The organism is Paraflavitalea sp. (genome assembly GCF_059502485.1).
Genome location: NZ_JCACET010000008.1, coordinates 344,640 through 369,417, shown reverse-complemented (window position 1 = coordinate 369,417; position 24,778 = coordinate 344,640). Strand labels below are relative to the sequence as shown.

General features: G+C 48.0%; 23 protein-coding genes. 16 read left to right on the top strand and 7 right to left on the bottom strand.

The genetic code is table 11. The features are described 5' to 3' along the window. The first annotated feature begins 8 nt into the window (after window positions 1-8). On the top strand, window positions 9-623 hold the full coding sequence (locus AC5JBY_RS04215) for an HAD family hydrolase (protein WP_495903307.1): 615 nt from the start codon (window positions 9-11) through the stop codon (window positions 621-623). Between the two features lie 400 nt (window positions 624-1,023). Continuing rightward, window positions 1,024-2,169: a hypothetical protein gene (locus tag AC5JBY_RS04210; RefSeq protein ID WP_495903306.1), complete on the top strand. Its 1,146-nt coding sequence runs from the start codon at window positions 1,024-1,026 to the stop codon at window positions 2,167-2,169. 126 nt (window positions 2,170-2,295) lie between these two features. Here AC5JBY_RS04210 and AC5JBY_RS04205 read toward each other — a convergent pair whose 3' ends face one another. The 3 genes from AC5JBY_RS04205 to AC5JBY_RS04195 all read right to left on the bottom strand — a co-directional run bounded on the left by AC5JBY_RS04205 (window position 2,296) and on the right by AC5JBY_RS04195 (window position 6,326). Then, window positions 2,296-2,904, bottom strand: a complete 609-nt coding sequence (locus AC5JBY_RS04205; RefSeq protein ID WP_495903305.1) for a hypothetical protein — start codon at window positions 2,902-2,904, stop codon at window positions 2,296-2,298. Between the two features lie 118 nt (window positions 2,905-3,022). Next, window positions 3,023-5,143: a ferrous iron transport protein B gene (gene feoB / locus AC5JBY_RS04200; RefSeq protein ID WP_495903304.1), complete on the bottom strand. Its 2,121-nt coding sequence runs from the start codon at window positions 5,141-5,143 to the stop codon at window positions 3,023-3,025. Window positions 5,144-5,342: 199 nt separating this feature from the next. Further along, entirely contained in the window at window positions 5,343-6,326 is a 984-nt protein-coding gene (locus tag AC5JBY_RS04195; RefSeq protein ID WP_495903303.1) for a 2-hydroxyacid dehydrogenase, read from the bottom strand. A gap of 150 nt (window positions 6,327-6,476) precedes the next feature. On the opposite strand from AC5JBY_RS04195, the gene asnS reads away from it, so the two are divergent. The 13 genes from asnS to rho all read left to right on the top strand — a co-directional run bounded on the left by asnS (window position 6,477) and on the right by rho (window position 21,124). Further along, the gene (gene asnS, locus AC5JBY_RS04190; RefSeq protein ID WP_495903302.1) at window positions 6,477-7,913 is read left to right on the top strand and encodes an asparagine--tRNA ligase; all 1,437 of its coding nucleotides are present in this window, start codon (window positions 6,477-6,479) and stop codon (window positions 7,911-7,913) included. Window positions 7,914-8,017: 104 nt separating this feature from the next. Further along, a complete protein-coding gene (locus AC5JBY_RS04185; protein WP_495903301.1) occupies window positions 8,018-8,575 on the top strand; it encodes an ExbD/TolR family protein in 558 nt (185 codons plus the stop codon). Between the two features lie 127 nt (window positions 8,576-8,702). Beyond that, the gene (locus AC5JBY_RS04180) at window positions 8,703-9,647 is read left to right on the top strand and encodes an isopenicillin N synthase family dioxygenase (protein WP_495903300.1); all 945 of its coding nucleotides are present in this window, start codon (window positions 8,703-8,705) and stop codon (window positions 9,645-9,647) included. A 259-nt stretch (window positions 9,648-9,906) separates the two neighbouring features. Beyond that, window positions 9,907-10,326, top strand: a complete 420-nt coding sequence (locus tag AC5JBY_RS04175) for a hypothetical protein (protein ID WP_495903299.1) — start codon at window positions 9,907-9,909, stop codon at window positions 10,324-10,326. Window positions 10,327-10,377: 51 nt separating this feature from the next. After that, the gene (locus tag AC5JBY_RS04170; protein ID WP_495903298.1) at window positions 10,378-10,968 is read left to right on the top strand and encodes a penicillin-binding protein activator LpoB; all 591 of its coding nucleotides are present in this window, start codon (window positions 10,378-10,380) and stop codon (window positions 10,966-10,968) included. A gap of 43 nt (window positions 10,969-11,011) precedes the next feature. Then, the gene (locus tag AC5JBY_RS04165) at window positions 11,012-12,427 is read left to right on the top strand and encodes a COG3014 family protein (protein ID WP_495903297.1); all 1,416 of its coding nucleotides are present in this window, start codon (window positions 11,012-11,014) and stop codon (window positions 12,425-12,427) included. Between the two features lie 370 nt (window positions 12,428-12,797). Next, the gene (locus AC5JBY_RS04160; RefSeq protein ID WP_495903296.1) at window positions 12,798-13,220 is read left to right on the top strand and encodes a PadR family transcriptional regulator; all 423 of its coding nucleotides are present in this window, start codon (window positions 12,798-12,800) and stop codon (window positions 13,218-13,220) included. Continuing rightward, window positions 13,217-15,496 carry a PspC domain-containing protein gene (locus AC5JBY_RS04155; protein WP_495903295.1) on the top strand — a complete coding sequence of 760 codons (2,280 nt, stop codon included), beginning with the start codon at window positions 13,217-13,219 and terminating at the stop codon, window positions 15,494-15,496. The genes AC5JBY_RS04160 and AC5JBY_RS04155 overlap by 4 nt, the downstream gene beginning before the upstream one ends. Window positions 15,497-15,661: 165 nt before the next feature. After that, window positions 15,662-16,501: a hypothetical protein gene (locus AC5JBY_RS04150; protein WP_495903294.1), complete on the top strand. Its 840-nt coding sequence runs from the start codon at window positions 15,662-15,664 to the stop codon at window positions 16,499-16,501. Between the two features lie 77 nt (window positions 16,502-16,578). Beyond that, entirely contained in the window at window positions 16,579-17,664 is a 1,086-nt protein-coding gene (gene gcvT / locus AC5JBY_RS04145; protein WP_495903293.1) for a glycine cleavage system aminomethyltransferase GcvT, read from the top strand. Between the two features lie 118 nt (window positions 17,665-17,782). Next, on the top strand, window positions 17,783-18,259 hold the full coding sequence (locus AC5JBY_RS04140; RefSeq protein ID WP_495903292.1) for an SRPBCC family protein: 477 nt from the start codon (window positions 17,783-17,785) through the stop codon (window positions 18,257-18,259). Between the two features lie 88 nt (window positions 18,260-18,347). Continuing rightward, entirely contained in the window at window positions 18,348-19,091 is a 744-nt protein-coding gene (locus AC5JBY_RS04135; protein WP_495903291.1) for a 2-phosphosulfolactate phosphatase, read from the top strand. A gap of 335 nt (window positions 19,092-19,426) precedes the next feature. Next, window positions 19,427-21,124 carry a transcription termination factor Rho gene (rho, locus tag AC5JBY_RS04130; protein WP_495903290.1) on the top strand — a complete coding sequence of 566 codons (1,698 nt, stop codon included), beginning with the start codon at window positions 19,427-19,429 and terminating at the stop codon, window positions 21,122-21,124. 79 nt (window positions 21,125-21,203) lie between these two features. Here rho and AC5JBY_RS04125 read toward each other — a convergent pair whose 3' ends face one another. Next, the gene (locus AC5JBY_RS04125; protein ID WP_495903289.1) at window positions 21,204-21,905 is read right to left on the bottom strand and encodes a hypothetical protein; all 702 of its coding nucleotides are present in this window, start codon (window positions 21,903-21,905) and stop codon (window positions 21,204-21,206) included. 150 nt (window positions 21,906-22,055) lie between these two features. Between AC5JBY_RS04125 and AC5JBY_RS04120 the strand changes: the two genes are divergently transcribed. Then, window positions 22,056-22,757, top strand: a complete 702-nt coding sequence (locus AC5JBY_RS04120; RefSeq protein WP_495903288.1) for a hypothetical protein — start codon at window positions 22,056-22,058, stop codon at window positions 22,755-22,757. Between the two features lies 1 nt (window position 22,758). Here the strand turns inward: AC5JBY_RS04120 and AC5JBY_RS04115 are convergent, their stop codons facing one another. From AC5JBY_RS04115 to AC5JBY_RS04105, 3 genes are all read right to left on the bottom strand, one after another. Beyond that, window positions 22,759-23,913, bottom strand: coding sequence for a hypothetical protein (locus tag AC5JBY_RS04115; RefSeq protein WP_495903287.1), 1,155 nt, complete (start codon window positions 23,911-23,913; stop codon window positions 22,759-22,761). A 93-nt stretch (window positions 23,914-24,006) separates the two neighbouring features. Next, window positions 24,007-24,249 (bottom strand): 4a-hydroxytetrahydrobiopterin dehydratase, encoded by a 243-nt coding sequence (locus AC5JBY_RS04110; protein ID WP_495903286.1) that lies wholly within the window; start codon window positions 24,247-24,249, stop codon window positions 24,007-24,009. Between the two features lie 79 nt (window positions 24,250-24,328). Continuing rightward, the gene (locus AC5JBY_RS04105; RefSeq protein ID WP_495903285.1) at window positions 24,329-24,763 is read right to left on the bottom strand and encodes an IPExxxVDY family protein; all 435 of its coding nucleotides are present in this window, start codon (window positions 24,761-24,763) and stop codon (window positions 24,329-24,331) included. Window positions 24,764-24,778: the final 15 nt, after the last annotated feature.

Sequence of the window (24,778 nt, the reverse complement as noted above, 5' to 3'; positions counted from 1 at the left end):
AAATGAGCATGAGCCGGATAGATACAATTGTTTTTGACCTGGGTGGTGTATTGGTAGACTGGAACCCTGAGTATGTTTACAGAACTATTTTTGATAAGGAAGAAGACATGCGCTGGTTTTTCAAGAACATCACTACCAGCGATTGGAATGAAGAGCAGGATGCCGGTCGTTCATTGGCAGATGGAACAGAGTTGCTGGTACAGCAGTTTCCGGATCATGAAGCCAATATCCGCGCTTATTATGGCCGCTGGGAAGAAATGTTGGGCGGCGCCATACAAGGCACCGTCGATATTCTCCATCACCTGAAGCATAATACCGATTACCGGTTATATGCGCTTACCAACTGGAGCGCAGAAACTTTCCCCATTGCGCTGAAGCATTATGATTTTCTCCACTGGTTTGAAGGTATCGTGGTATCGGGCGATGAAAAGACGCGCAAGCCTTACCTGCCTATTTATCAAACATTGCTTAGCCGGTTCAACATCGATCCTGCCAAAGCGATCTATACCGACGACAACATGCGCAACCTTCACCCCGCCAAAGAAGTGGGCTTGCATACCATTCACTTCCAGTCGCCGGAACAGTTCAAAAAGGAATTGATAGAGCTGGGCGTGACAGTCTAAGTCCAACGGGTTGCCAATCCTTCCGTTGGCGGTCTCCCCGGAATAATTATTGAAACAGCCATGCTTTCTACAGCGGTCAGGAAGCCGGATGGCTTGCCCTGGTTTTTGCTTGGGATCAAAAATAAACCCAACTAAAAATAATTTGTATATCAACTCTTTATAAGGATAGATGCAGCATATCTTATAAAGTAAGCTGCATCTATGCTGGGTCAGTGCTGTATATATGCTGCATCTATGCTGCATCCTATTGTAACCCATTGGAAATGTGGATCGTAGCTTTTTCGTAAAAATGGGGCCGAAAAGCCTTTTCCGGACCCCTGAAAAAGCCTTCTCATTTTAAGAATCCACTAACAATCTTTTGAGGTCTTTTCTGGTCAGAGTAGGGAAGGAGATATAATTTATGAAACACCTGATAACCTCTTTATCGCTCGCCGTAGTCGTATTGTTAACTTCTTGTGGCAGTCAGAAATTCCAGGCTTCTTTTACAGAAGATAAGCCGTTGTATGCGGCTGTGAACGAACTGGTAAAGCACCCCAATAATATCAAGGCACAGAATGACCTGAAGGAATTGTATGCCTTATCGGTAGAACGCCACGAACAGGCGGTAGCTGTTTATAAAACCAGCACCGATGAAAGACGCTGGGATAAAATGCTCAATGAATACAACGCCTTGCAGCAAATGTATACCCACGCACAATCAGTACCTGCTTTGCTGAAGCTGGTGCAACCCAAAAGTTATTTGCAGGAGCTGCAGGACATCCGTGAAGATGCCGCCGAATACTTCTATAACAAGGGTGAGCAATTGATGGCTGCCAACAGCCGTGAACAAAGCTTGCAGGCCAATGAGGCTTTCCGCAGATCCAACAGCTATGTGAATGGCTATAAAGATGCCAAGCAATTGATAGCACAGTCTTATGAACAAAGTGTGGTGAATGTGATCGTGAACCGTATTCAGGATGACAACCTGTTCTTCACCACCTGGGGTAATACCGGTATCCGCTATCGCCCCGAAGATTACCAGGAATCATTGGTACGTGAACTGGGTGGCCGTAATGCCACTATCGTACCGGCCCGTTTTTATACCGACCGTGATGCAGACCGTGAAAACATCGATGCCGACTGGGCTGTGGATGTAAGATGGAGAAGCGTTGACGCCGATGCATCCGTACCCTATCAATTTAGCCGCAACGTGTCGCGCAGCATTGAAGTAGGTAAAGACTCGGCCAACAAGCCCATCTACAAAACGGTGTATGCTACCCTGCACATTACCCGTCGCACCTTCAGTGTAAACGGAGCGCTTGATTACAATGTGCACGACCTGGTAAACAACAAAGGCATTGACCAGGGCCTGCTGACGCAGAACCTGAGCTGGGACGATAGTTATGCTACTTATACCGGCGACTCACGCGCGCTTGACAACAACGACTGGTTGCTGGTGCGCAACAGGAACAGCAACTTCGGTCCTTCGAAAGAAGAGATCCTGAATACGCTGATGAAGAGAATGTATCCCGACTTACGTCGTCGCCTGGAGCAGGCTACCAGCTAATAAATAATTGGACGGACGATAACTTTCATTTTGGTTTAAATGGTGGAAAAGAGAAAGGAGCCCTATCGTGGGCTCCTTTCATGTTGATTGATGGGTTTGGAATGAAATAATCGTTAGAGATCAATATTATTCGCGCATGGCAGAACTGATGATAGGTGCCGCGCCTCTTGTTTTTACCAGTAATGATTTTTCCCCTGTCTTCGCGGTCTCTCTGCTGAGCATGGTCTGCACATTGGGCGACTTCCGCTTGCTGACATAGTAACCCGCGAAAATGTCCCGCTCTTTTTCTTCAAAGGAGGGATTGTATAAAGTAAGCTGGCGCCACTTGCCTTGTGTTTCTTCTATATAAAAGCTGAGGTCATCGAAGTAGAAACTGCCATTGCCATTTACCGAAGCATAGAAAAAGAGTCTTTTGGCTTCAGGGCTCACCGTGCCAACTACTGTGTAGATGGTCCATTCCTGTTCGACCCTGGTTTCAAGTGTAAAGTTGCTGTTGATAAAATCGTCCTGACCTTTGCCTACGCCAATGCCGTGGATGCGCACCTTCGACATGGTGTCGGTAGGGTCGGCTTTTACGGCTATTTCATAACGGAAGTTTTTACCCTGCAGCGAGGCAGTGGGCACTTCTTTCACGAAATAGAACTCTTCGGCGTAATGGAAAAAGGCGGCGGGGGTTTGTGCATAAGAAATTAATGCACAGGATGTTGCAAAAAAGATAAGGGCTATCTTTTTCATGGGTACGGGATTTAGGTATCCCTATAAACGACCAATGGGAAAAGTTGTTGCGTTGGCCTGCCTGCCCGGAACGGTTATTGACGCGGCTCAAATGGGTTAAAAAGATCGATAATGTATACTATTTGAAGAGTTGGAAGGCGATCAGGCTCATTACATAGGCCAGTCCGGTCATATAGATCAGCTGAAGCAGGGGCCATTTCCAGCTTTTGGTTTCCCTTTTCACGATGGCCAGCGTGCTCATGCACTGCATGGCAAACACATAAAAGATCATCAGTGAAAGCCCTGTTGCCAGGGTATATACCTTACTGCCGTCGGGCCAGGTGGCGGAATTCAGTTTTCCCGTAAGGGTGCTTTCTTCTGCATCGGCGCCTCCCTCCACACTGTACAAAGTGGCCATCGTGCCTACAAACACCTCGCGGGCTGCAAAAGAAGTGATCAGCGCAATGCCGATCTTCCAGTCGTAACCAAGCGGTTTGATAGCCGGTTCGATGCCCTTGCCCAGTATGCCCGCATAAGAATTGCCCAGCAACTCCGTATTCTTTTCACGCTCCAGTTCATCACCCTTATCGGGGTTTTGTGCAATCAGTTGTTCATACTTTTCATGCACAGCGGCCATCCGTTCTTTAGGCCCATAGGTACTCAGTGCCCAAAGAATAAGGCTGATCACAATGATCACTTTACCGGCATCTACTACAAAGATCTTTGCCTTGCTTACCATCGTTACCAGTACGTTGTTCCAGCGTGGCGCACGGTACGTGGGCAGCTCCAATATGAAGTAGCTTTTCTCTTTTATCTTGATGAACCACTTCGCTACATAGGAAGTAACGAGCGCCATTATCAGTCCCAGCAGGTACAATCCCATCATCACCAACCCTTGCAGGCCGATGAAGCCCAGGAAGGTTTGTTTGGGAATTACGAGCGCGATCAATATGGTGTACACCGGCAGGCGGGCGCTGCAACTCATCAGCGGTGTCACGAAAATGGTGAGCAAGCGTTCTTTCTTATTCTCGATATTCCGGGCGCTCATGATGGCGGGTACTGCACAGGCAAAGCCGCTGATCATGGGCATCACGCTTTTTCCATTGAGGCCTACCTTGCGCATCAGCTTATCCGTGAGGAAGCTAATACGGGCCATGTAGCCGGTATCTTCCAGTATGGTGATCAAGCCAAACAGGATCATGATCTGCGGAATGAAGATCACGATGCCACCCAGGCCGGCCACCAGACCATTCACCAACAGATCGCTCCACCAGGCTTCCGGCAGACTTTTACTCAGAAAACCGGTAAGCGCGCCAAATCCGCCATCGATCCAATCCATGGGGAAAGAGGCCAGCCAGAACACGCTTTGGAACAACAGAAACAGCACGCCCAGCAGGATCAAATAACCCCAGGTGCGGTGCAGCAGTATGTCGTCCAGCTTTTCGGTAAACAGGGTTTTCTCCAATACGGAAGGCTCCGATACCGACTGCTTCAGAATAGCACCGATGCGTTGGTAACGCTGCAGGATTTCTTCTGCCTGCGTTTTGGTATGGTTGAATTTATTGGAAACTTCAATGGATTCGATCTTATCCTGCAAGCCATTGCTGAGGACAAACGATTCGTGGTTGATCAGGTAATGGATCGCTTTGTAATCGCTCAGGTCGGCCACCACTTCTTTCACTTCTTTCACGGCGGTTGGCGCCAGCGCTTCATTATTGATGAAGTCGCGCACCGGCATTTTGTACATGCTCAGTGCTGTTTGCTCGATCGCTTTTTTCAGTTGTGGGATGCCTTTGTTCTTGCGGGGGTTGATGGGAATGACGGGAACGCCCAGTTCTCTTTCCAGTTCGGCCACATCGATCTTGATACCCTTTTGCTTGGCCAGGTCCATCATGGTGAGGCCAATGACCACCGGTATTTTGAGGTCGATGATCTGGGAAGCGAAGAGCAGGTTGCGTTTCAAATTGCTGGCGTCGGCTATCAACACCACCATTTCGGGGTCTACCTCTTTGTCCTGCTGCATCAATACCCGGTAAGCCACCCATTCGTCTTCGCGGCGGGGGTATAGGCTATAAGTGCCGGGCAGGTCGATAATGGTAGCCGTCATGGCATCGGAGATGGCCGAGCTGCCGACTTTCTTATCTACCGTTACGCCGGGGAAGTTGCCTACTTTCTGGTTCATCCCGGTCAGGGCGTTGAACAGTGAGCTTTTGCCACTGTTGGGGTTGCCTACCAATGCAATTTGAATCGATTCCCTCATGATAAAATACTACCTGCCCCGCTTTAGGCGGGGTATAAGGCCGCGAATTTACCGAAATGAATGGCAGAGCCTTTACGAATTGAGTAAAAAAGGGGGGCTTAGGCTCTATTTGTGAGATTCTTAGCAAAGACCAAGGTGAGTCGCCCTGCAGCCCGGCAAAGCAGCGCGGCAGTGCGGCCCACCTTTCCAGCCAGTTGGCTTAAGCAATCTTATTGGACAATGGCTTTCCTTGTTCGAAATCGTTGATACTCTGTATGGTAGTCTGTGCGATCTGCGTCAGGGCCTCGTCGGTGAAGAAACCCTGGTGGGCCGTTACCAGCACGTTGGGAAAGCTCATCAGCCGCATGATGGTATCATCGTGGATGATCTCTTCCTGCAGGTTGTGGAAGAATAGCTTTTCCTCCTGCTCGTATACGTCTATGCCAAGGTAGCCCAGTTTGCCTGTTTTCAGGGCCTCGATGGCGGCCTTGGTGTCGACCAGGGCGCCCCGGCTGGTGTTGATCAGCATGGCCCCGTTTTTCATCATGTTCAGCGTGAGGGGGCTGATAATATGTTTGGTTTGATCGTTAAGCGGGCAATGCAGGGAAATGATATCGCATTGCGGCAACAGCTTTACGAGGGGCAGGTATTCTACTCCCTGTGCCTCCATATCCCTGTTGGCAATTACATCGAAGGCCAGCACCCGGCAGCCAAAACCTTGCATGATACCGGCAAATACCTGCCCGATCTTGCCGGTACCGATAACGCCCACTGTTTTACCGTGGAGGTCGAAGCCGGTGAGGCGCTCCAGTGAGAAGTTGCCCTCGCGCACGCGGTTATAAGCTTTGTGTGTTTTGCGGTTCAGGGTGAGGATGAGCGCCACAGCATGTTCGGCTACCGCGTAGGGCGAGTAGGCCGGCACGCGCGCCACGGGGATGTTGTGGGCTTTGGCGGCTGCGAGGTCTACATTGTTGTACCCCGCACAGCGCAGGGCAATGAGTTTGATGCCTTGCGCAGCCAGTTGATCAATGACAGCTGCATTGAGCTGGTCGTTTACAAAGGCGCAGATCGCGGTAAAACCGGTTGCGAGGTTTACTGTTTGTTCGTTGAGCGGAGCTTCAAAGAACACCAACTCGTGGCCTGTATTGTAGCGATTGAAATAGTTACGATCGTATGACTGGGTGGAAAAGAAGGCGATTTTCATTGTCTGAACCGGGATTTAATGGGATTTACAGGATTATCCGGGAAATAACGCGCCATCAAAGGTATCGGATAATCACATTGCACCCTCAATCCTTATCTTTGCCGTCCTGCAATAAAAAGCAGTATTGGTAATCGTATTAAGACAAATATCATGTTTAACAAACGGGTAAAAATCAAGGATTTGCTGGCTTCCGAAGCAACGGGCCACGAGGTAGTAGTAATGGGTTGGGTACGCACTTTCCGTAACAACCAGTTTATAGCGCTTAATGACGGTTCTACCAATAATAACCTGCAAGTAGTTGTTGAACTGGGCATGCTCGATGAAGCCACCCTGAAGCGCATCACGACCAGCGCTTCTCTGAAAGTAACCGGACAGGTAGTTGCTTCGCAGGGCAGAGGACAGAGTGTAGAAGTAAAAGCTACGTCTATCGAAATATTGGGCGACAGTGATGCGGAGAAGTATCCTTTGCAACCCAAAAAGCACAGCCTGGAGTTTTTGCGTGAGATCGCTCACCTGCGTTTCCGTACCAACACGTTTGGTGCTGTGTTCCGGATACGTCACTCACTGGCTTATGCCGTTCACAAGTTCTATCATGAAAAAGGATTTGTGTATATGCACACGCCCATCATCACGGCCAGTGATGCAGAAGGCGCCGGTGAAATGTTTCGTGTAACGACACTGTCACCTGATAACCCGCCAAAGAATGATGATGGTACGATAAACTACAAAGAAGATTTCTTTGGACGTTCTACCAACCTCACCGTGAGCGGACAGCTGGAAGGTGAGCTGGCGGCTATGGCCTTTAGTGAGATCTATACGTTCGGCCCCACATTCCGGGCTGAAAACTCCAATACAGCGCGCCACCTGGCTGAGTTTTGGATGATAGAACCTGAAATGGCGTTCTATGATCTCGAAGACAATATGAACCTGGCCGAGGAATTTATTAAATACCTCATCCGCTTTGCGATGGACAACAACCGCGAAGACCTGGAGTTTCTGGCAGGAAGGCTGACTGAAGAAGAAAAGCAATTGCCGCAGGACAAGCGCAGTGAAATGGGACTTATCGAAAAGCTGGAGTTTGTACTGAACAACAATTTCGAGCGTATCACTTATACAGAGGCCATCGATATATTGCTTAGCTCTCCGGCTTATAAAAAGAAGAAGTTCCAGTATGAAGTGAAGTGGGGGGTGGACATGCAAAGTGAGCATGAGCGTTACCTGGTGGAAAAGCATTTCAAGAAACCGGTAATCGTTACCAACTACCCCAAAGACATCAAATCATTCTACATGCGCGAGAATGAAGATGGTAAAACGGTAGCAGCTATGGATATCCTGGCGCCCGGCATTGGTGAGATCGTTGGTGGTTCTCAACGGGAAGAACGCCTCGACAAGCTCTTAAAGAGAATGGAAGAGATGCATATACCGGCTGAAGAAATGTGGTGGTTCCTCGATACCCGCCGCTTTGGCACCGTGCCGCACGCTGGTTTTGGTCTTGGCTTTGAGCGCATGGTATTGTTTGTAACCGGCATGACGAATATCCGTGATGTGATCGCTTTCCCACGTACGCCGAAGAGCGCAGAGTTTTAATCGCTGATTAAACGAAGAAATATAAAAAAGAGAGTCGCTGCAAAGCGGCTCTCTTTTGTTATGGAAACTTTTTACTGCAGCGTCTCAATATAAAACACAACTATATGGCTGAAATAACCACCGCCACCACCGGCGACAAACCCGGTGTGCGCCGCAGTAAAAAACATTCGACCCGTGTAGACCTAACGCCCATGGTAGACCTTGGTTTTCTGCTCATCACCTTCTTTATTTTTACCACTACGATGTCGGAGCCCATGGCATTGGACCTGCTGATGCCCGATGATACAAAAAAAGTAGTTGACCCTACAAACGTTGGTGAGAGCGCGGCATTGACAGTTGTTCCAATGGCTGATAATAAGATCTTTTATTATCATGGCTCTTTGAAGGTGGCCATGGAAACCAGTGCTTATGGTTTTGTCAACTACTCTTTTAAAGATGGTATTGGCCAGGTTATTCGCGACAAGCAACTGGCCATGGACAGAGCGGGTAAGGTGCCCCGCAAAGACCTTACCCTGATGATAAAGCCCACCGGGCAGGCCAATTATCAGAATGTTGTCAATATTCTTGACGAAGTAAAGATCAATGATGTAAAGCATTATGCCCTGATGGAGGTTACTGATGGAGAGGAAAAGGCCATTGTAGAAAAGAATGGCAAATTATAGTACCTGTTAGCCCCCTACAATTCATGCGCCTAAAATAGTTACACACATTAGCCATAAGAATTTCGTAAATTGTAATTTACATCCCCGCCCGAGAAGCGGGGATGTATTTACTAATAAAACCTTTGTTATGGCTATACCTGTCGTCAACCTCGCCGACTTTACTTCCGGCGATCCACAACTGAAGCAAGCATTTGTTCGCCAATTGGGTAAGGCTTATGAAGATGTAGGCTTTGTGGCTGTGAAGAATCATGGCATTCCTGATGAGCTTATTGCTGACCTGTATAAGTATGTGCAGCAGTTCTTCGCGCTGCCTTCCGATACCAAGCGGCAATATGAAGTGCCGGGGTTGGCCGGCCAGCGGGGTTATACTTCCTTTGGTAAAGAACATGCAAAGGGTAGTGATGCACCCGATCTGAAAGAGTTTTTCCAGTATGGACAGATCGTGGAAGATAATGATCCAATAAAGAGCGAATATCCCGATAACGTACAGGTAAAAGATGTAGCCGCTTTCAATGTAACTTTTGAGAAAGCTTACCGTGCTTTTGAAAAGTCGGGCAGGGCTTTACTACAGGCCATTGCTATATACCTGGGCCTCGATGAGCATTATTTTGATGAGCATATTCATAATGGCAACTCCATTTTGCGCGCCATTCACTATCCGCCCATTACGCAGGAGCCAAAGTCGGCTATCCGTGCCGAGCAACATGAGGATATCAACCTCATTACCTTGCTGGTAGGCGCTTCTGCCGATGGTCTGCAAATCCTTACCAAGCAAAATGAGTGGGTAGGGGTTACTTCACTGCCCGAGCAGATCGTGGTGAATGTGGGTGACATGCTGCAAAGGCTTACCAACAACAAGCTGAAAAGCACTACACACCGTGTGGTGAACCCGGCCCGCGAAATGTGGCACACTTCCCGCTTTTCCATTCCCTTCTTCCTGCATCCCAAAGGAGAGATGAGCCTCGCCAGCCTGGAAAGCTGTATCGATGCTGCGCATCCCAAAGCTTATCCCGACGCTACCGCCGGTGAATACCTCGATGAGCGGCTGAGAGAGATTGGATTGAAGAAATAGAAATTATTTTATATATTTGTATCGCATTGGGTTGCGGCCCAGAGCCTAAGCAATAGGGATGATTACTTTTTTGAAGTGATCATCCCTACTTGTTTATAGGTAGTTCTCCCATCACATAAACATGTAATTTTATGTGTACCGCTTGCGAAAGCTGGGCTTTAACAGTACCTTGCACTACAAGAGGCTCAATTTAACGCCTGCTTAACGCATCGCAGATTAGTTTTGTATTGTTAATTGGTTACCTCTAAAAGCTAAGACTATGAAAAGTATTTTACTTACAGCTTCTCTGGTGGTGGTAATTGCCCTCACAGGCACAGCACAAAACTCCGAAAATCTACAGGAGCAGAATCCCAGTTTTATGATTAGTCAGGCCCGTTATATGAAGATGGCCGACTCTATCAACAGCTGGCATGGCACCACGTTGCAGGAAACTTATAAAGCCATCGATTACCTGGAAGATAAGAGAGAGCAGCGCGCCAACCGCAGGGCATGGCGTCATGAGATAAGAATGGAAAGGGCCCGCAACAGCGGCTGGTACAATGGCTATTATAATGATTACAATTATTATCCCTATAATAGTTTCAATAATCGTTCCTGGGGCTACAACCGCCGCTGGAGCAATTATGCCTGGAGCACCCTGCCCCTCGCTGCTTCCATCGGTTGGTGGTGGAGCCGTTAATAGCCTCAACTAATCAATTAAATTCAACGCACCTTTTATAAATCTTTCAATATGAAAAGACTTTTATGGATTGTTACAGCCGCTGTAGCTGTAAGTGCTACCAGTGTATCCTGTTCGCGCAAAGTAACGCGTATCGATCCCAGTGAGCAGATCGATCTGAGCGGACGCTGGAACAATACGGACTCGCGCGTAACGGCTGAAAAGATGATCGACGATATTTTGGGCGATAAATGGGTAGGTGATTATCAGCAAGGACATAACGGCAACAGGCCTGTAGTGATTGTAGGCTTCGTGACCAACAAGAGCACCGAGCACATCGATGCGGAAACATTTATAAAAGATGTGGAGCAGTCCTTCGTGAAATCCGGCAAGGTAAGACTGGTACAAGGTGGTAAGAAACGTGAAGAGCTGCGTGCTGAAAGGGCCGACCAGCAAACGAATGCCACTACCTCCAGCATGAAGAAGTTTGGTATGGAGCAGGGCGCCGATTTCATCCTGCAGGGTTCTATCAATTCCATTGTCGACTCTCAGAAACGTAAGAAAGTGGTATACTACCAGATCAACCTGGAGCTGACCAATATGCAGAGTAATGAAGTAGTGTGGATTGGTGATAAGAAGATCGCCAAATACGTGACCAACTAAGTTGTGTCAGACCTTAAACACGTGAATGGCAGATCCTACCGGCATGGCATTATCATGTAAACATATGGTAAGAGCATTGGCTGTTCTGACGCCGATGCTCTTTTTATTTTCCTGTGCTACGTACAACACCCGTATTGCCAGTTACTACACGCAGGTGGCGGATGGTAACTACAAACAGGCTGACGCAGCACTGGAAAGCAACCGGCTTATTAAAGCGCGGCGCAACCAACTATTGTACCTGCTGGAGAAAGGAAAGATCACCCATCTGCTGAAGCAATACGACAGCAGCAACAACTATTTCAACCAGGCCGATAACTTCATGGAAGATGTGCGCACGTCGGCCAGCGATATTGCCTTGGGTACGTTGCTCAACCCCATGATGCAAACGTACAAGGGAGAGGATTTTGAGAAGTTCATGGTGCATTATTACAAAGCGTTGAATTATCTCTACCTCGGCCAGCGCGATGAAGCATTGGTAGAGGCCCGCCGTATTTCCCTGCGCAGTTATGAACAGCAGGACAAGAACAAGCGCGAGAACCGATACACCGATGATGCTTTTTCGCTCATGCTGCAGGGCATCATTTATGAGCAGGCCAACGATATCAACAATGCTTTTATCTCTTACCGCAACGCGGCTGATATTTACCTAAAGAATAATAACCAGTATTACGGCACGCCCATTCCAGAACAGCTGAAGAAAGATTTGTTGCGTACCGCCGAAAGAATGGGCTTCCACGATGAAGTGCAGCGTTACGAAAACCTGCTGCACACAAAATTTGACGCGACCCCGCCGCCCGAAGGGGGTGAGTTGGTGCTGTTTTGGGAGAATGGCCTGGCCCCGGTGAAGCAACAACAGGACTTCTTTTTTGCGCTCACCAAGGATGGCTTTGGCAACTTCATGTTTACCGATCCCACCGGTGCTTTTAATATTCCGTTCGACTTTGCCAGCACCAATTACAACCGGGACAATCTTAAGCTCGATGAACTTCGGTCGATACGGGTAGCATTTCCTAAATACCAGGAAGTGCCTGTTTTCTACCGCAGTGGCGATGTGGCGCTCAATAATGCCGATTATCGGTTTGAGCCTGCGCAAGACATCAATACCATCGCGTTTGCGACGCTGAAGGAGCGTTTCCTGAAAGAAATGTCGCTGGCGCTAAGCCGGTTAGCGATTAAAAAGCTGGCCGAAGCCGCCGCCCGGCCCAAGAAAGACGACAAGAACAAGGATACCAAAGAGGCCCTTGCGCTGGCTATCCAGGTGTTCAACTTTGCTTCCGAAAAGGCCGACACCCGCAACTGGCAAAGCCTTCCCCATACCATTTCCTACATGCGCGTGCCCCTTAGCCGCGGGGTTAATGTGCTGCAAATCAACTTCTCCGGGGCTGCCAACAAGTCTTTCAACCTGGTAGTGGAGGGCAATGGCTCCCTGCAGCTTCAAAATGTCTGCACTTTGCGCTAATACCTTGTATTTGAACTGATTTTATGCTGTTAGGCCGCTACATAGCCTACTGCCAACCTATCTATACCCGGTTTCTTCCATTCATCCTTTGTCAGAAACCGTTCATCCAATCCGTAAAAATTTATTTAAATAGCTATTGGCCCACAAAAGCCTCATCTGTACTGCATTTCAGGCAAAACTTATTAGCAGTTTATGAAAATTACCTTTCGACGGTAGGTACTTTGTGTTGCATAGTACTAAAATTCCCCCTACCTTTACATCGTAAATGATAACTTAACTGGTAGCCAGGGGTCAAATTACAAGTATAGCCATCAAACAGAAAGTATAGCCATGAGCCCCGGCTGCCAGTTTTTAAAAACAAGCGCATCGTATGAATATAGAGAACACACAGAGCCAGATGCGGAAAGGGATACTGGAGTTCTGCATTCTGTCCATCATTCGCCGGGGCGAAGCTTACCCGAGTGATATTGTGGACGAAATGCGGGGTTGCAACCTGCAGATCCTGGAAGGTACCCTCTACCCGCTACTAACCCGGCTAAAGAATGCCGACATGCTCACCTACCGATGGGTAGAAAGCAACTCCGGCCCGCCCCGCAAATATTTTTCGCTCACACCAAAAGGCCAGGAGTTTTACAAAGAACTGGAAGCCACCTGGAACGAACTGGCTCATGCGGTGAACCAACTCACCAGCAAAAAAGAGTCACTGGTGTCTACCGCCGGCAATGTTTCTTTTGGGGCCGATAACGCCAACATACCAACTAACACTTCAACCGACAAACAAGACGAACAATGAAAAAGGTAATCAATATAAACTTTCAGGGCCGGGTGATTCCCATCGAGGAAAGCGCCTTCGAGATCCTGAAGCAATACATCGAAAGTTTGCGACGGTATTTCGCTAACGAAGAGGGTCGAGATGAGATCATCAACGATATTGAAAGCCGTATTGCTGAACTTTTTTCAGAGCGCATCAAGAAGGGTGCTACCTGTATTACCGATGAAGATGTAAATGCAGTGATCGCCAGCATGGGCCGCCCGGAAGATTTTGAGGCAGAAGCTGCCAGCAATGCTGAAACCAATGGTGGTAGTACTACACAACAGCAACAGTCATCATCTTCTTCGCAAGGTCAGTCTTCTTCTACTGGTTCTTCGGCTTCTTATAACTATAGTTTTAACCGCTCTGGCCGTGGCCGCCTGTACCGGAATGCCGATGACAAGATCGTGGCTGGTGTAGCCAGTGGTCTCGCCAATTATTTCGGTATCGACCCCGTGATCATGCGTATCCTGTTTGTGGTGCTGTTTGCACCCCTGTTCTGGGTATACATCCTGCTGTGGGTGATCATTCCTTCACAATCGATGGAAACCAACATCACCAAGCGGTTGTACCGCAGTGCTGATGACAAGGTGATCTCCGGTGTGTGTGGTGGTCTGGCAGCTTATCTCAATGTAGGTACCTGGGTGCCCCGGTTGATCTTTGCTTTGCCGCTCATTATCGGTCTGGCTTCGGGTGTATTCAATAATATGTGGTGGAGCCATGACTGGGATTTCTGGTGGGGACCAAAAGTGATCACTGGTTCATTGGGTAGCTCATTGTTCCTTGCTTATATCGTATTGTGGATCACTGTTCCGATAGCGGTTACCTCTGCAGAAAAGCTGGAAATGCGTGGTGAGAAGGTTGACCTCAATTCTATTCGCGATACCGTAAAGGAGGACCTCGAGGGTTTTAAGTCCAGGGCTGAAAGGTGGGGTAAAGAAGTAAAGGAATCGGCCCAGCAATGGGGCGAAAGAGCCAAAGAGTTTGGAAATACGGCCGGAGCCCGGGCCAAAACGTTCTCTGATGAAGCAGGCCCTGTAGCGCGCAGCGCTGGTAGCGGCATCGGTCATGCGATCGGCGTGTTGTTCAAAGCCTTCTTTCTTTTCATCGCAGCTATTATTGTGGTAGCCCTGTTCACTGCCATCTTTGGCGGCATCTTCGGTGGCTTTACCATGTTTCCTGTAAAGGACTTTATTTTTACCGGCATCAGCCAAAATCTGCTGGCCTGGGCCACACTGATACTGTTCCTGGGTATACCTGTGGTAGCGCTCATCACCTGGCTCATCCGCCGCATTATGGGTGTTCGCTCACGCAATCATTACCTCGGCTATGTGTTTGGCACTTTATGGTTTATTGGGCTTGTATGCCTGTTGATATTGGGAGGTTCGATCGGTCGTGAGTTCAGGGCTTCTGCCGCTCCTGTGGAAGAAGCTGTTCAGATCACACAGCCTGCTGCCGGCAAACTGTATATCGATGTAGCCAACACGTATGATCGTTATTACGGTAGTGATTGGTTTGGCATCGATCGCGAAGACTGGCCTTTCTATGCAGTGAATCCTGATACCTTGATGCTGAATACCATCCGGGTGAATTTTCAGAAAAGCGAAGACGGCGACTTTCATGTACGTCGTGTACGATTCAGCCGTGGCAAAGATCCTGTAGCTGCACGGAGTCTCGCCGAGCGCATCACCTTCAACGTAGAGCAGAAAGATAGTACGTTGTTGCTGCCCAAAGCTTTTGCAGTAAGCCGTAATGAAAAATGGAGAAATCAGCAGGTGCTGGTGATCGTAGAAGTGCCTGTAGGCAAGCGCATCGAGATTGATCGCCGGATAGGGGATTATGAATGGTTTAGCATCAAATACAATCGCCGTCGTGGATGGTATAATGATAATGACTGGGACGAGTCTTTGCACTGGCAAAGTGAAAAAGAGTTGATCATGACACCTGAAGATGGCCTGCAACGGGTAGATAAATATGACGCCAGTGAATTGCGTGGTGGCCGTTTCAAGCTGAAGATAAAAGACGGCGATAAGGAAATAAAAATTGAAGGCGAGATCAAGAAGGATACCGGCAACGAGTACCGTTATCGTCGCGGTGAAAAAAAGAAAGTCGATTCTATTTCTGCTGACAGCAATAAGATAAAAGCCACTGCTTCCAATACGGAAGCTGATGGCGAAGATGATTCTTCAACAGGTTCTTCGCGCGGTGCGCTGGCCGAATTGAGCGGTCCAGTGGGTGTGCTGGCGAGACTGTTTTAAAAAGTTTGGCCTGGGATCTTCTATCCGCGGCCAGGTTGAAGTTGGAACAACGGGGCCGGTTACACTACGGCCCCTTATTTTTTCTACCCACTGAAAGCTCTATAGCGATCCTACTTAGCTGCCTCCTGTGTTAAGCGTATTATTAATCGCTTAAAAAGTATAGTCATGAAAAAAGTATTTAAAATAGCCGTATGGTTATTGGTGATTGTTATTGTCCTGTTGGGAACGGTTTATCTCATTGCCTGGCGATCGCCACAATATTATACGTTGAAAACAGTAGTGATTACCGGCGATTCTATTACTCCTTTTTCCAGTTACCCTTTGATCGCCGGTCATCCGAGGCCCTATATCATAGAGGGAAAGAATTTTGTGATCATAGGGGCCACGCATACACGTGATCCTAAACACCCGGAGATAGATCAGATCGAAGAGAGATGGAAAGCCCTGAAGCCTACCGTTGCATTGGTAGAAGGGCGCCTGGGCTTTTTGTTGCCTGGCATCATGAACCCCGTAAAGGAGTTGGGCGAAGGCGGGAAGGTGCAACAGCTTGCCAAAGCTGATGGCGTGCCTCTATATAACTGGGATTACTCCAAAGATGTACTGGCTACACAACTGCAGACAACATTCAATGCAGAACAGGTAGCATTGGCGCAGATCCTCAATCCTTATTTCAGTAACCTGCGATTTGGCAGGCCTGCCTCTCCTGAAAACTTTGTTAGGGAATATTTAGGGCGTGCCAGGTTTGTGGGTCAGCAAGAACATTTTAAGACAGTGGCGGATGTAGACCGGTCCTGGAAAAAACATTTCCCGGAAAGCAAGGACTGGCGTGAGACTTCGGATGAAACTGCTTTACCGGGTTACCTGAATGATATGATGGTGCGTACCAATGACCTGCGTAACCGCAGGCTGGTAATGATAGTGAAGGAGCTGGTAGTCCGGCAGGAAAGAGTGTTTCTTATTTGCGGTTCAAGCCATGCTGCCTGTGTGGCTCCCGCGTTTCAATAAAACCTTATTATATGCCTGTTTTCTTTTTATTGGCGACCTTGGTGGCAACCTTTATTTTTGCCGCTCAAAATGATCAAATGAAGAATACTCCTTTCACGCAAAAGCACATTTCCCTGGGCGCTAAGATGGCACCGTTTGCCGGTTATAACATGCCCATTTCGTATACTGGTATCAATGATGAACATGCTGCCGTGCGCAACAATGCCGGTGTATTCGATGTAAGCCATATGGGAGAGTTTATCCTGAAAGGAGAGAAGGCGCTGGACCTGATCCAACGTGTTACTTCCAATGACGCCTCCAAGCTCACAGCCGGCAAAGCGCAGTATAGCTGTCTGCCCAATGCCACTGCGGGTATCGTGGACGATCTGCTGGTGTATTGTATCGAAGAGAACAAAGTGTATATGCTGGTAGTGAATGCTTCCAATATCGAGAAAGACTGGAACTGGATCAGCCAGTTCAACACAGAGAATGTGGAGATGCACAACGTAAGCGACAAGACCTGCCTGCTGGCCATTCAAGGGCCTAACGCCACGAAGATGCTGCAGCCGCTTACTGATATCGATATTCTCAATATGAAGTATTACACCTTTGCCAAAGGCAAGTTTGCCGGTGTAGACAATGTGCTGGTAAGCGCTACGGGTTATACCGGTGCGGGTGGTGTGGAGATCTATTTTGAAGATAAAGACGGCGCTGCCGATAAGATATGGGATGCCATTTTCGCTGCGGGCGGTCCGCAGGGTTTGAAGCCTATCGGCCTGGGTGCACGTGACACCCTGCGTCTTGAAATGGGCTTCTGCCTGTATGGTAATGACATCGATGATACCACCTCTCCGCTGGAAGCAGGGCTGGGATGGATCACCAAGTTTACCAAGGACTTTACAGCTAAAGATATTCTCGAAGGACAGAAGAAAGCCGGCGTTTCCCGCAAGCTGGTAGGGTTTGAAATGATCGACAAGGGTATTCCCCGTCATGATTATGAGATCTGCGATGCAGGGGGGAAGTCTATTGGTAAAGTGACTTCGGGCACGCAGGCGCCCAGCCTGGGCAAAGCGATCGGTATAGGTTATGTGGAAACCGCGCTGGCACAGCTGGACAATATCATTCATATTAAAGTGCGCGATAAATTATTGCAAGCCAAAGTGGTGAAATTCCCCTTTGTTTAGCAGGTATTAGCTGTTAGGTGTTAGCCTTTAGCTAATGCCTAACAGCCAATAGCTAATAGCTGTTTCTTGGCTTGCTTCTTGCTGTTTATATAGCTCCTCATAGCAAACCATAGCACCCATGCCCACTATCCACCTCACCACTTTTATTGCCGCTCCCATAGAAAGGGTTTTTGACCTCAGCCGCAGTATCGAGCTACACAGAAAATCAATGGCGCATACAGGTGAACAGGCTGTAGCGGGTACTACCATGGGCTTAATCGGGTTAGATGAAACGGTGACCTGGAAAGCGAAGCACCTCTACAAAATGCGTGTCATGAAGGTGCGCATCACGGAGATGAAGCCACCTTACTCTTTTACCGATGAAATGGTGGAAGGTTCTTTCCGGAGCATGAAGCACGAACATCATTTCAAAGCGATCGAGAATGGCACACTGGCCATCGACTTCTTTAATTTTGAAACGCCGTATGGGGCATTGGGGAAAATAGTTAACAATGTTTTTCTGCGACGATATATGGAGCGCCTGTTGGAACAGCGCAACCAAATGATCCGCGAATATGCAGAGAGCGATAAGTGGAAATTTATATTGCAACGATAGCTGTAAGTGCTTCTTACCTCCTACTTCGTGCCTCCAACCTCCGGCTTTTTCCGTAACATTGCACCAGATTTAAACTGTATTCCCGGGCATGACGACGACTAATAAACCTACGCTATATACTTCCTTATCCCCCGCCTTATTGCACCTGTATGATTTGAACAACTCCATTGTGGTGATCATCGATGTGTTGAGGGCTACCTCCACTATTGCTACTGCTTTGTTCAACGGTGCTAAATGTGTAATTCCGGTAGATAGTGTTGCCAGGTGTATCGAGCTGGGCAAGCGTATCGATTCTATCACGGCCGGTGAACGTGACGGTCAAATTGCCGAAGGCCTGGAATACGGTAATTCGCCTTTTGAATACCCCGAGGAATTTATCAAGTCAAAGACCCTGGTGCTTACAACCACCAATGGCACGAAATTGTTACACATGGCACTGGAGCGTGGTGCAGGGCAGATCATAACAGGTTCATTTCCCAATCTGTCGGCGGTGTGTGATTATATTGTTGAGCAGCAAATGCCTGTGATATTGGGCTGTGCGGCCTGGAAAGACCGTGTAAACATTGAAGACACGTTGTTTGCCGGTGCCGTGATCAGCCGTGTGAAGGAGCATTTTACCATCAATTGCGACTCTTCGCAAATGGCGGAAACGATGTATGATAAAGCGCAGAAAGACCTCTATGGTTTTATGCGGGAGAAGAATGCCTCCCATTATCATCGCCTGACCGGCTTTGGGCTGGAGAAGGATATCCGCTATTGTGTAACACCGGATGGCGCCAACATACTGCCCTTCTATGAAGATGGAAAGCTGGTGGTACATGGTCGCCGGTAGTGGTTAACCATTGTTTAGTGCAGGTAAACCTGCTGCCCTTCAGATGCGGCTTTTTGCCATATAACGCAGGCGGTGTCTGGGTATTAAGCAAGTTGGGCAAGCCCGTTTTTTGGCCATTTGTTAACAGGAAACCCCTACTCCGGGGGGCAAAAATTTTTACTTTTTATAAATTTGATGTATTATTGTGCCGGAATAGGACTGATAAGTCATACCCGATTCTCTGCTAACTCATCAGTTTTTGTGCATTCCACTCAGTATAAACTCATTTCAAAAGATTTTTTTTCAACACACTAAAGATTGGTTTCTGATCAAGTGTTAAACTCTCAAGTTTCGTTATGTACGATATTCTCCAACTGAACGACATGCTCGTTCCCGAACTGCTTGATATAGCTGAGCAGTTAAAAATTCCCAACTCTAAGAAGCTCGATAAGCAGGGTCTCATCTACAAAATCCTCGACAAACAAGCCGTCCTGGCCAGCGATGAAAAAGGCGCTCCCGCAGAAGATAAAGGCAAGCGCAAACGCATCATCAAAACAACTACCGCCAATGCTACAGAGGAAGCAGACGTTATGAGCACTGGCGAAGACAAGAATAAAAAAGAGGTGAAGAAAGAAGCGCCTAAAAAGAAAGCTGCTGAGAAAGTAGTGATCGCTAAAAAAACGGCCCGCAAGAAAACGGAAGATGAACAACCTGTGCTGGACATGCCCCCGGTGATCGAGGAAGAAGATGATGAGGATGATGAAGAAGCCATTCAACCGCAGCATCAGCAAGGTGGCAACAATATACACCACGAAGATGAAGGTGGTCAACACGATGACCATCAGCCCGCTAATGGCAATGGAAACGGTGGCAATGGCAACCAGGACCAGCAGCATAAAGCATATCCACGCCACCGTGAAACGGCCTTCAACATTGAGTTTGATGGCGTTATCCTCGCAGAAGGTGTACTGGAAATGATGCCTGATGGCTATGGTTTCCTCCGCTCTTCCGATTACAACTACCTTTCTTCTCCCGATGATATTTACGTATCTCCTTCTCAGATCAAGTTGTTTGGTCTGAAGACCGGTGATACTGTTTACGGCGCTGTACGTCCTCCCAAGGAAGGAGAGAAATACTTCGCTTTGTTGAAAGTGGAAACCATCAACGGTAAAGCACCGGAAGATGTGCGCGACAGGGTTCCTTTCGATTACCTCACGCCTTTGTTCCCTTTCGAGAAGCTGAATATTTTCACTGCCCCCAACGCTTACAGCACGCGTATCATGGACCTGTTCACACCTATTGGTAAAGGACAGCGTGGATTGATCGTGGCGCAGCCCAAGACCGGTAAAACGGTGTTGCTGAAAGAGGTGGCCAACGCTATTGCGGCCAACCACCCCGAGTGCTACCTGATGGTGGTACTGGTAGATGAGCGCCCTGAGGAGGTGACCGATATGGAGCGCAGCGTGAAGGCGGAAGTGATCGCTTCTACTTTCGATGAGCCTGCCGAAAAACACGTAAAAGTATCTACGATCGCCCTGCAAAAGGCTAAGCGCCTGGTAGAGTGCGGTCATGATGTTGTGATATTGCTGGATTCCATAACCCGTCTTGCACGTGCACACAATACCGTAGCGCCAGCTTCCGGTAAAGTGCTCTCCGGTGGTGTGGAAGCCAACGCGATGCAAAAGCCCAAGCAATTCTTCGGTGCTGCCCGTAAGATCGAGAACGGTGGCTCTTTAACGATCCTCGCTACTGCGCTGATCGATACCGGCTCCAAGATGGATGAGGTGATCTTTGAAGAATTCAAAGGAACTGGCAACATGGAATTGCAACTGGATCGTCGCCTGGCCAACAGAAGGATATTCCCTGCTATTGACCTGGTGGCTTCGTCTACACGTCGCGACGACCTGTTGTTGGAAAGAGAAGTGCTGCAGCGTATGAATCTGCTCCGTGTGTATCTCACCGATATGAATACGGAAGAGGCTATGCACGAGCTGCTGCGCCGTATGCGTGGAACCAAGGACAACCATGAGTTCCTGGCCAGCATGAATGGTTAATAAAAAAGCTAAGTATAAAACAAAAGACCCCGCTAATAACGGGGTCTTTTTTTATGGGTGTAATTCGTTCTTGTCAGTGTTATTTGATCTGTACGTCCTTTAGTCTTTCTGTTTTCCAGTAGCCCTTTAATGAACCCGCTGCAGTGGTATCGGGAAGCTCATATAAGTAAAAGGTTTTGGTAGGCAGGTGGTAACGCCATAGTGTAGCGATCTCCTGATCTTTTTCGTTTCTGTGTACGCCCATCAGCACCAGGGTGTTGTTGTCGAGCCACAGACCATCTTCGATGGAGCCACCCGGCCCGAGGAATACCACCTGGGTTTTCGTGCTATCCTTCAGGTTTACCAAACTCACTTCCGTATCAGGGCCTATTCCATTACCGGTAAAACGGCCTTTGCTATCTCTCTGAATGTCGATGTTATAACTGTCGAGGTCAATGAACATGGACTTGTCGGGTGAATATTTAAGGAAGGGGCCATAGGAGGCAAAATAGTTTTTATCGGGTTTGAAAGGACTCACCGGTAAGGAACTGTCCGCCCAGGAGCTGGTCATGCTGAATTTGCTCCAGTCGAATCCCGGCGACTTCTTTTTAGCATAATCCAGGAGACCGGAGGTGCTGAAGGTCTGAATAGTCTCATCGGAAAGCAACGTGTCGATTGTTTCTTCTACTGAGTCTTCCTGTACAATGGCAGGATCAGTGGCCTGCGGCTCTTTGTTGGCATTGTCTTTACAGGCTACTGCAAGTAAAACACTCAATAAACAGGTATAGAATAGGTATTTCATGTGTGTGTATTGCTTCAAGTTACAATTATTGCTATTGGCAAGGCTGCCTTTAACTTCACTTTAATAACGCCAAAACCACATACTTATGTTATAGTTGGCCGTATCTGCAAACCTTTTCTTTGCCTAACCAAAAGACTGCTAAAAACGGATATGGCAAAGATCAGGTTCAGGCGCGTTGAAAGACGGCGTTCTCTTATTGCATACGGTGTATTGCTGTTGATAACATTGCTTACGCTCACTATCGCAGCCATCCGGCAGCCGGGTGGTTTTTCTGCTGAAGTTCTTTTGATCGTGCTGGCAGGCTTTGTGGCGGTTGGTTTTCAGCGACAGGCGGGTTTCCCCGAATTGCTGCAACGTACTATTTCCAACAGGCTGCGTTATGTGCTGCCTTTATTGACCGGGTTGCTCTTTGCCCTGCCCGATGTGATCCTGGTGAAGTTCATACAAAATCCGGGCCCCTACGACACGTTACCACCTTATTTCCAACCCTTTCCTTTTTCGGTGCTCCATTATGCTACCGGCGCCATTTATTCGGAAGTATATTTCAGGTTAATACTCTTTACGCTCCTGATGGCGTTGGCGCGGAATTACCTGTCCGTGCGTTATCACGATATTGTTTTCTGGACGTTGGCGGTGCTCACTTCTCTATGGGAACCGCTGGCGCAATGGCCACAGGGACCATGGTGGTTTATAATATACTGCGTGTTATCAGGCTTTGTCTTCAACCTCCTGCAGGCATGGTATTATAAGAAAGCAGGCTTTCTGGCCGCACTGAGCGTGCGCCTGGGCCACTACCTGTTGTGGCATGTGTTGCTGGGCCTGTATGTGGAGCTATTTGAGGTAAGTAAATAACTCAATACCGGGGCTGCCGGTAACCATGGTCTCCGCGGGTCATAGCGCCTCCCCATACCAGGCCAAAGGTAATGGGGTTGCCGGTTATATCGGTTCCACCTTTGTTACGATAGTTGGTTACATTGTATTTTCCCTGCAGGCCTAAGAATGCTGTCTTGCTTTTGTTATAGAAGAAACTATACTGAACGCCACCATTGAAGTTATAATTGAATATAGAAGTGGGTTTCATCTGTTCACTGTCTTCGTTGTAGGGATTATACACATCAAAGCCATCTGCACCTGCGCCCAGTGTTGCTTCCAGGAGGTGTGTTTTGTTGCCCACGATCTTTCGGCCATACTCCAGCCCCAAATAACCACCAAAGAAGTGATCGGTGTCGTACAGCTGGTTATTACGTTTGATCTGGTAAGTGTTTGTAGACTTTCCAAACTTGAAACTCATGGCAAATATGAGGCGATTCTTTCCGTCGCGCCCGCCAAACTCCAATCCGAAGTAGGGATGATTTCCCAATAGGGTAGCGGCGCCTGTGGGTATCCAGTTTCCGCCTGTCAATGCCATGTATATAAGTCCCCGTTTGCGCAATGTCGCTTCATACTCACTATAATATGTTACGAGAGCCGTATTTTTAAAAGTCGACCTGTCGAGGATCTTTTTGGTGTTGCCCGTGTCGGCATACAGGTAGCAAAAATAGCCTTCCAGTTTGGACGTGTCTACTATTGGCAGGAGGGAACGGGCCAGCTCTTTGGTAAAGGCATTGTAAGCAATTAATGCTTTGTACTCTTTGGGGTCGAACCACCAACCTGGCGAATTACTGCCAGTCAGGTCTTTAATCTCTTTAAATCTGTCGATATGATGAATAATGTTATTATCGTATAGCAGCTCGGAGAAGTTTCGGTTTTTGATGGCCACCAGTATTTTAATGCGTTGCAGCTCTTCTGAGTTTTTGCATTTGTATTCCCAGAAAGAAATGGCCCTTATAACCGAATCGATGGGCTGTTCGCGATAGATGTTGGGAATGGCTTCGAGGGCATTTAGCCTGACATCTTCACAACGTAAAACGGGTTTCATCAGTTGGCTCTCCACTGTTTGGGCATGAAGTGCAGTACCGGTAAGCAATAGTAGTAAACTGCTATACAGTAGTTTTCGCAGCAGGTGCATGGTATCAGGTTTTGGGTAAACCAAGATACTCATTCAGTACTTAATAAAAGGCTAAGATTTCGCGAATCTTATTGCTCCGTGTGTTTCAGCGGGTTAGTGCTGAACGCCAATCAGGGCATCGATCTTCTTCGATAGTTTAGTGTCTTTATCCGTTACCACATCGCCGGCATCGTGGGTGTTCAGCCATATTTCAACGGTATTATATACGTTGGTCCAACGTGGGTGGTGGTTCATTTTTTCTGCTTCTATGGCCACGCGTGTCATGAATGCAAAGGCTTCGGAAAAATCCTTGAACTGGAATTTTCTATAGAGTGCATTGTTTTCTTCTTTCCACATATAAATAATTTATGAATGACAGGTGTTAGCGATTAGCCTTTGGCTGTTAGCTAACACCTAATGCCTAACAGCTAATACCTCAAAAAATCAAGTGTCCTTTGTTCTTGATCTTCTCATTGGTAAGCTCAGTAACGAGCTGTACCGGTCCGATGCCTTTGATGGCACCCATGAGGTTGCTCAGAAAATCATCGGCCACCAGGTCGCCCTTCAGCAACCACAGGAAATCGAGGTGCCTGAATTCGGGCAACAGGTATTCACCGTCGAACTGATTATGGTATAAATAGTGTACCAGGGAGCTGTTGGGTTCGCGGTACTCGAAAATGGAGAAATAATAATGCCGCTGTTTTTTGAACAGCTGTATCTCGATGTCGTTGTTGATGCGAAAGTCGAAGCGCAGCAATTGGTTGAGCTGCCAGCAAAACTGGTAGTTCTTAACCGGCGCCACAATACCCATGAGGCGGGTATTGTCGAAGAAGTCGTCGGCCAGATCGTCAAAGTCGAGCTTGAGCTTCATTGTTGTACGTTCGGT

Bases quoted from the DNA above. Each gene is read 5' to 3' on its own strand.
- AC5JBY_RS04210 (WP_495903306.1), top strand. From the start codon at position 1,024: ATGAAACACCTGATAACCTCTTTATCGCTCGCCGTAGTCGTATTGTTA.
- AC5JBY_RS04170 (WP_495903298.1), top strand. From the start codon at position 10,378: ATGAAAAGACTTTTATGGATTGTTACAGCCGCTGTAGCTGTAAGTGCT.
- AC5JBY_RS04195 (WP_495903303.1), bottom strand. From the start codon at position 6,326: ATGAAAATCGCCTTCTTTTCCACCCAGTCATACGATCGTAACTATTTC.
- AC5JBY_RS04215 (WP_495903307.1), top strand. From the start codon at position 9: ATGAGCCGGATAGATACAATTGTTTTTGACCTGGGTGGTGTATTGGTA.
- AC5JBY_RS04155 (WP_495903295.1), top strand. From the start codon at position 13,217: ATGAAAAAGGTAATCAATATAAACTTTCAGGGCCGGGTGATTCCCATC.
- AC5JBY_RS04165 (WP_495903297.1), top strand. From the start codon at position 11,012: ATGGCATTATCATGTAAACATATGGTAAGAGCATTGGCTGTTCTGACG.
- AC5JBY_RS04175 (WP_495903299.1), top strand. From the start codon at position 9,907: ATGAAAAGTATTTTACTTACAGCTTCTCTGGTGGTGGTAATTGCCCTC.
- feoB (WP_495903304.1), bottom strand. From the start codon at position 5,143: ATGAGGGAATCGATTCAAATTGCATTGGTAGGCAACCCCAACAGTGGC.
- AC5JBY_RS04120 (WP_495903288.1), top strand. From the start codon at position 22,056: ATGGCAAAGATCAGGTTCAGGCGCGTTGAAAGACGGCGTTCTCTTATT.
- AC5JBY_RS04110 (WP_495903286.1), bottom strand. From the start codon at position 24,249: ATGTGGAAAGAAGAAAACAATGCACTCTATAGAAAATTCCAGTTCAAG.
- AC5JBY_RS04105 (WP_495903285.1), bottom strand. From the start codon at position 24,763: ATGAAGCTCAAGCTCGACTTTGACGATCTGGCCGACGACTTCTTCGAC.
- asnS (WP_495903302.1), top strand. From the start codon at position 6,477: ATGTTTAACAAACGGGTAAAAATCAAGGATTTGCTGGCTTCCGAAGCA.
- AC5JBY_RS04185 (WP_495903301.1), top strand. From the start codon at position 8,018: ATGGCTGAAATAACCACCGCCACCACCGGCGACAAACCCGGTGTGCGC.
- gcvT (WP_495903293.1), top strand. From the start codon at position 16,579: ATGAAGAATACTCCTTTCACGCAAAAGCACATTTCCCTGGGCGCTAAG.
- AC5JBY_RS04180 (WP_495903300.1), top strand. From the start codon at position 8,703: ATGGCTATACCTGTCGTCAACCTCGCCGACTTTACTTCCGGCGATCCA.
- AC5JBY_RS04150 (WP_495903294.1), top strand. From the start codon at position 15,662: ATGAAAAAAGTATTTAAAATAGCCGTATGGTTATTGGTGATTGTTATT.
- rho (WP_495903290.1), top strand. From the start codon at position 19,427: ATGTACGATATTCTCCAACTGAACGACATGCTCGTTCCCGAACTGCTT.
- AC5JBY_RS04160 (WP_495903296.1), top strand. From the start codon at position 12,798: ATGAATATAGAGAACACACAGAGCCAGATGCGGAAAGGGATACTGGAG.
- AC5JBY_RS04205 (WP_495903305.1), bottom strand. From the start codon at position 2,904: ATGAAAAAGATAGCCCTTATCTTTTTTGCAACATCCTGTGCATTAATT.
- AC5JBY_RS04140 (WP_495903292.1), top strand. From the start codon at position 17,783: ATGCCCACTATCCACCTCACCACTTTTATTGCCGCTCCCATAGAAAGG.
- AC5JBY_RS04115 (WP_495903287.1), bottom strand. From the start codon at position 23,913: ATGCACCTGCTGCGAAAACTACTGTATAGCAGTTTACTACTATTGCTT.
- AC5JBY_RS04125 (WP_495903289.1), bottom strand. From the start codon at position 21,905: ATGAAATACCTATTCTATACCTGTTTATTGAGTGTTTTACTTGCAGTA.
- AC5JBY_RS04135 (WP_495903291.1), top strand. From the start codon at position 18,348: ATGACGACGACTAATAAACCTACGCTATATACTTCCTTATCCCCCGCC.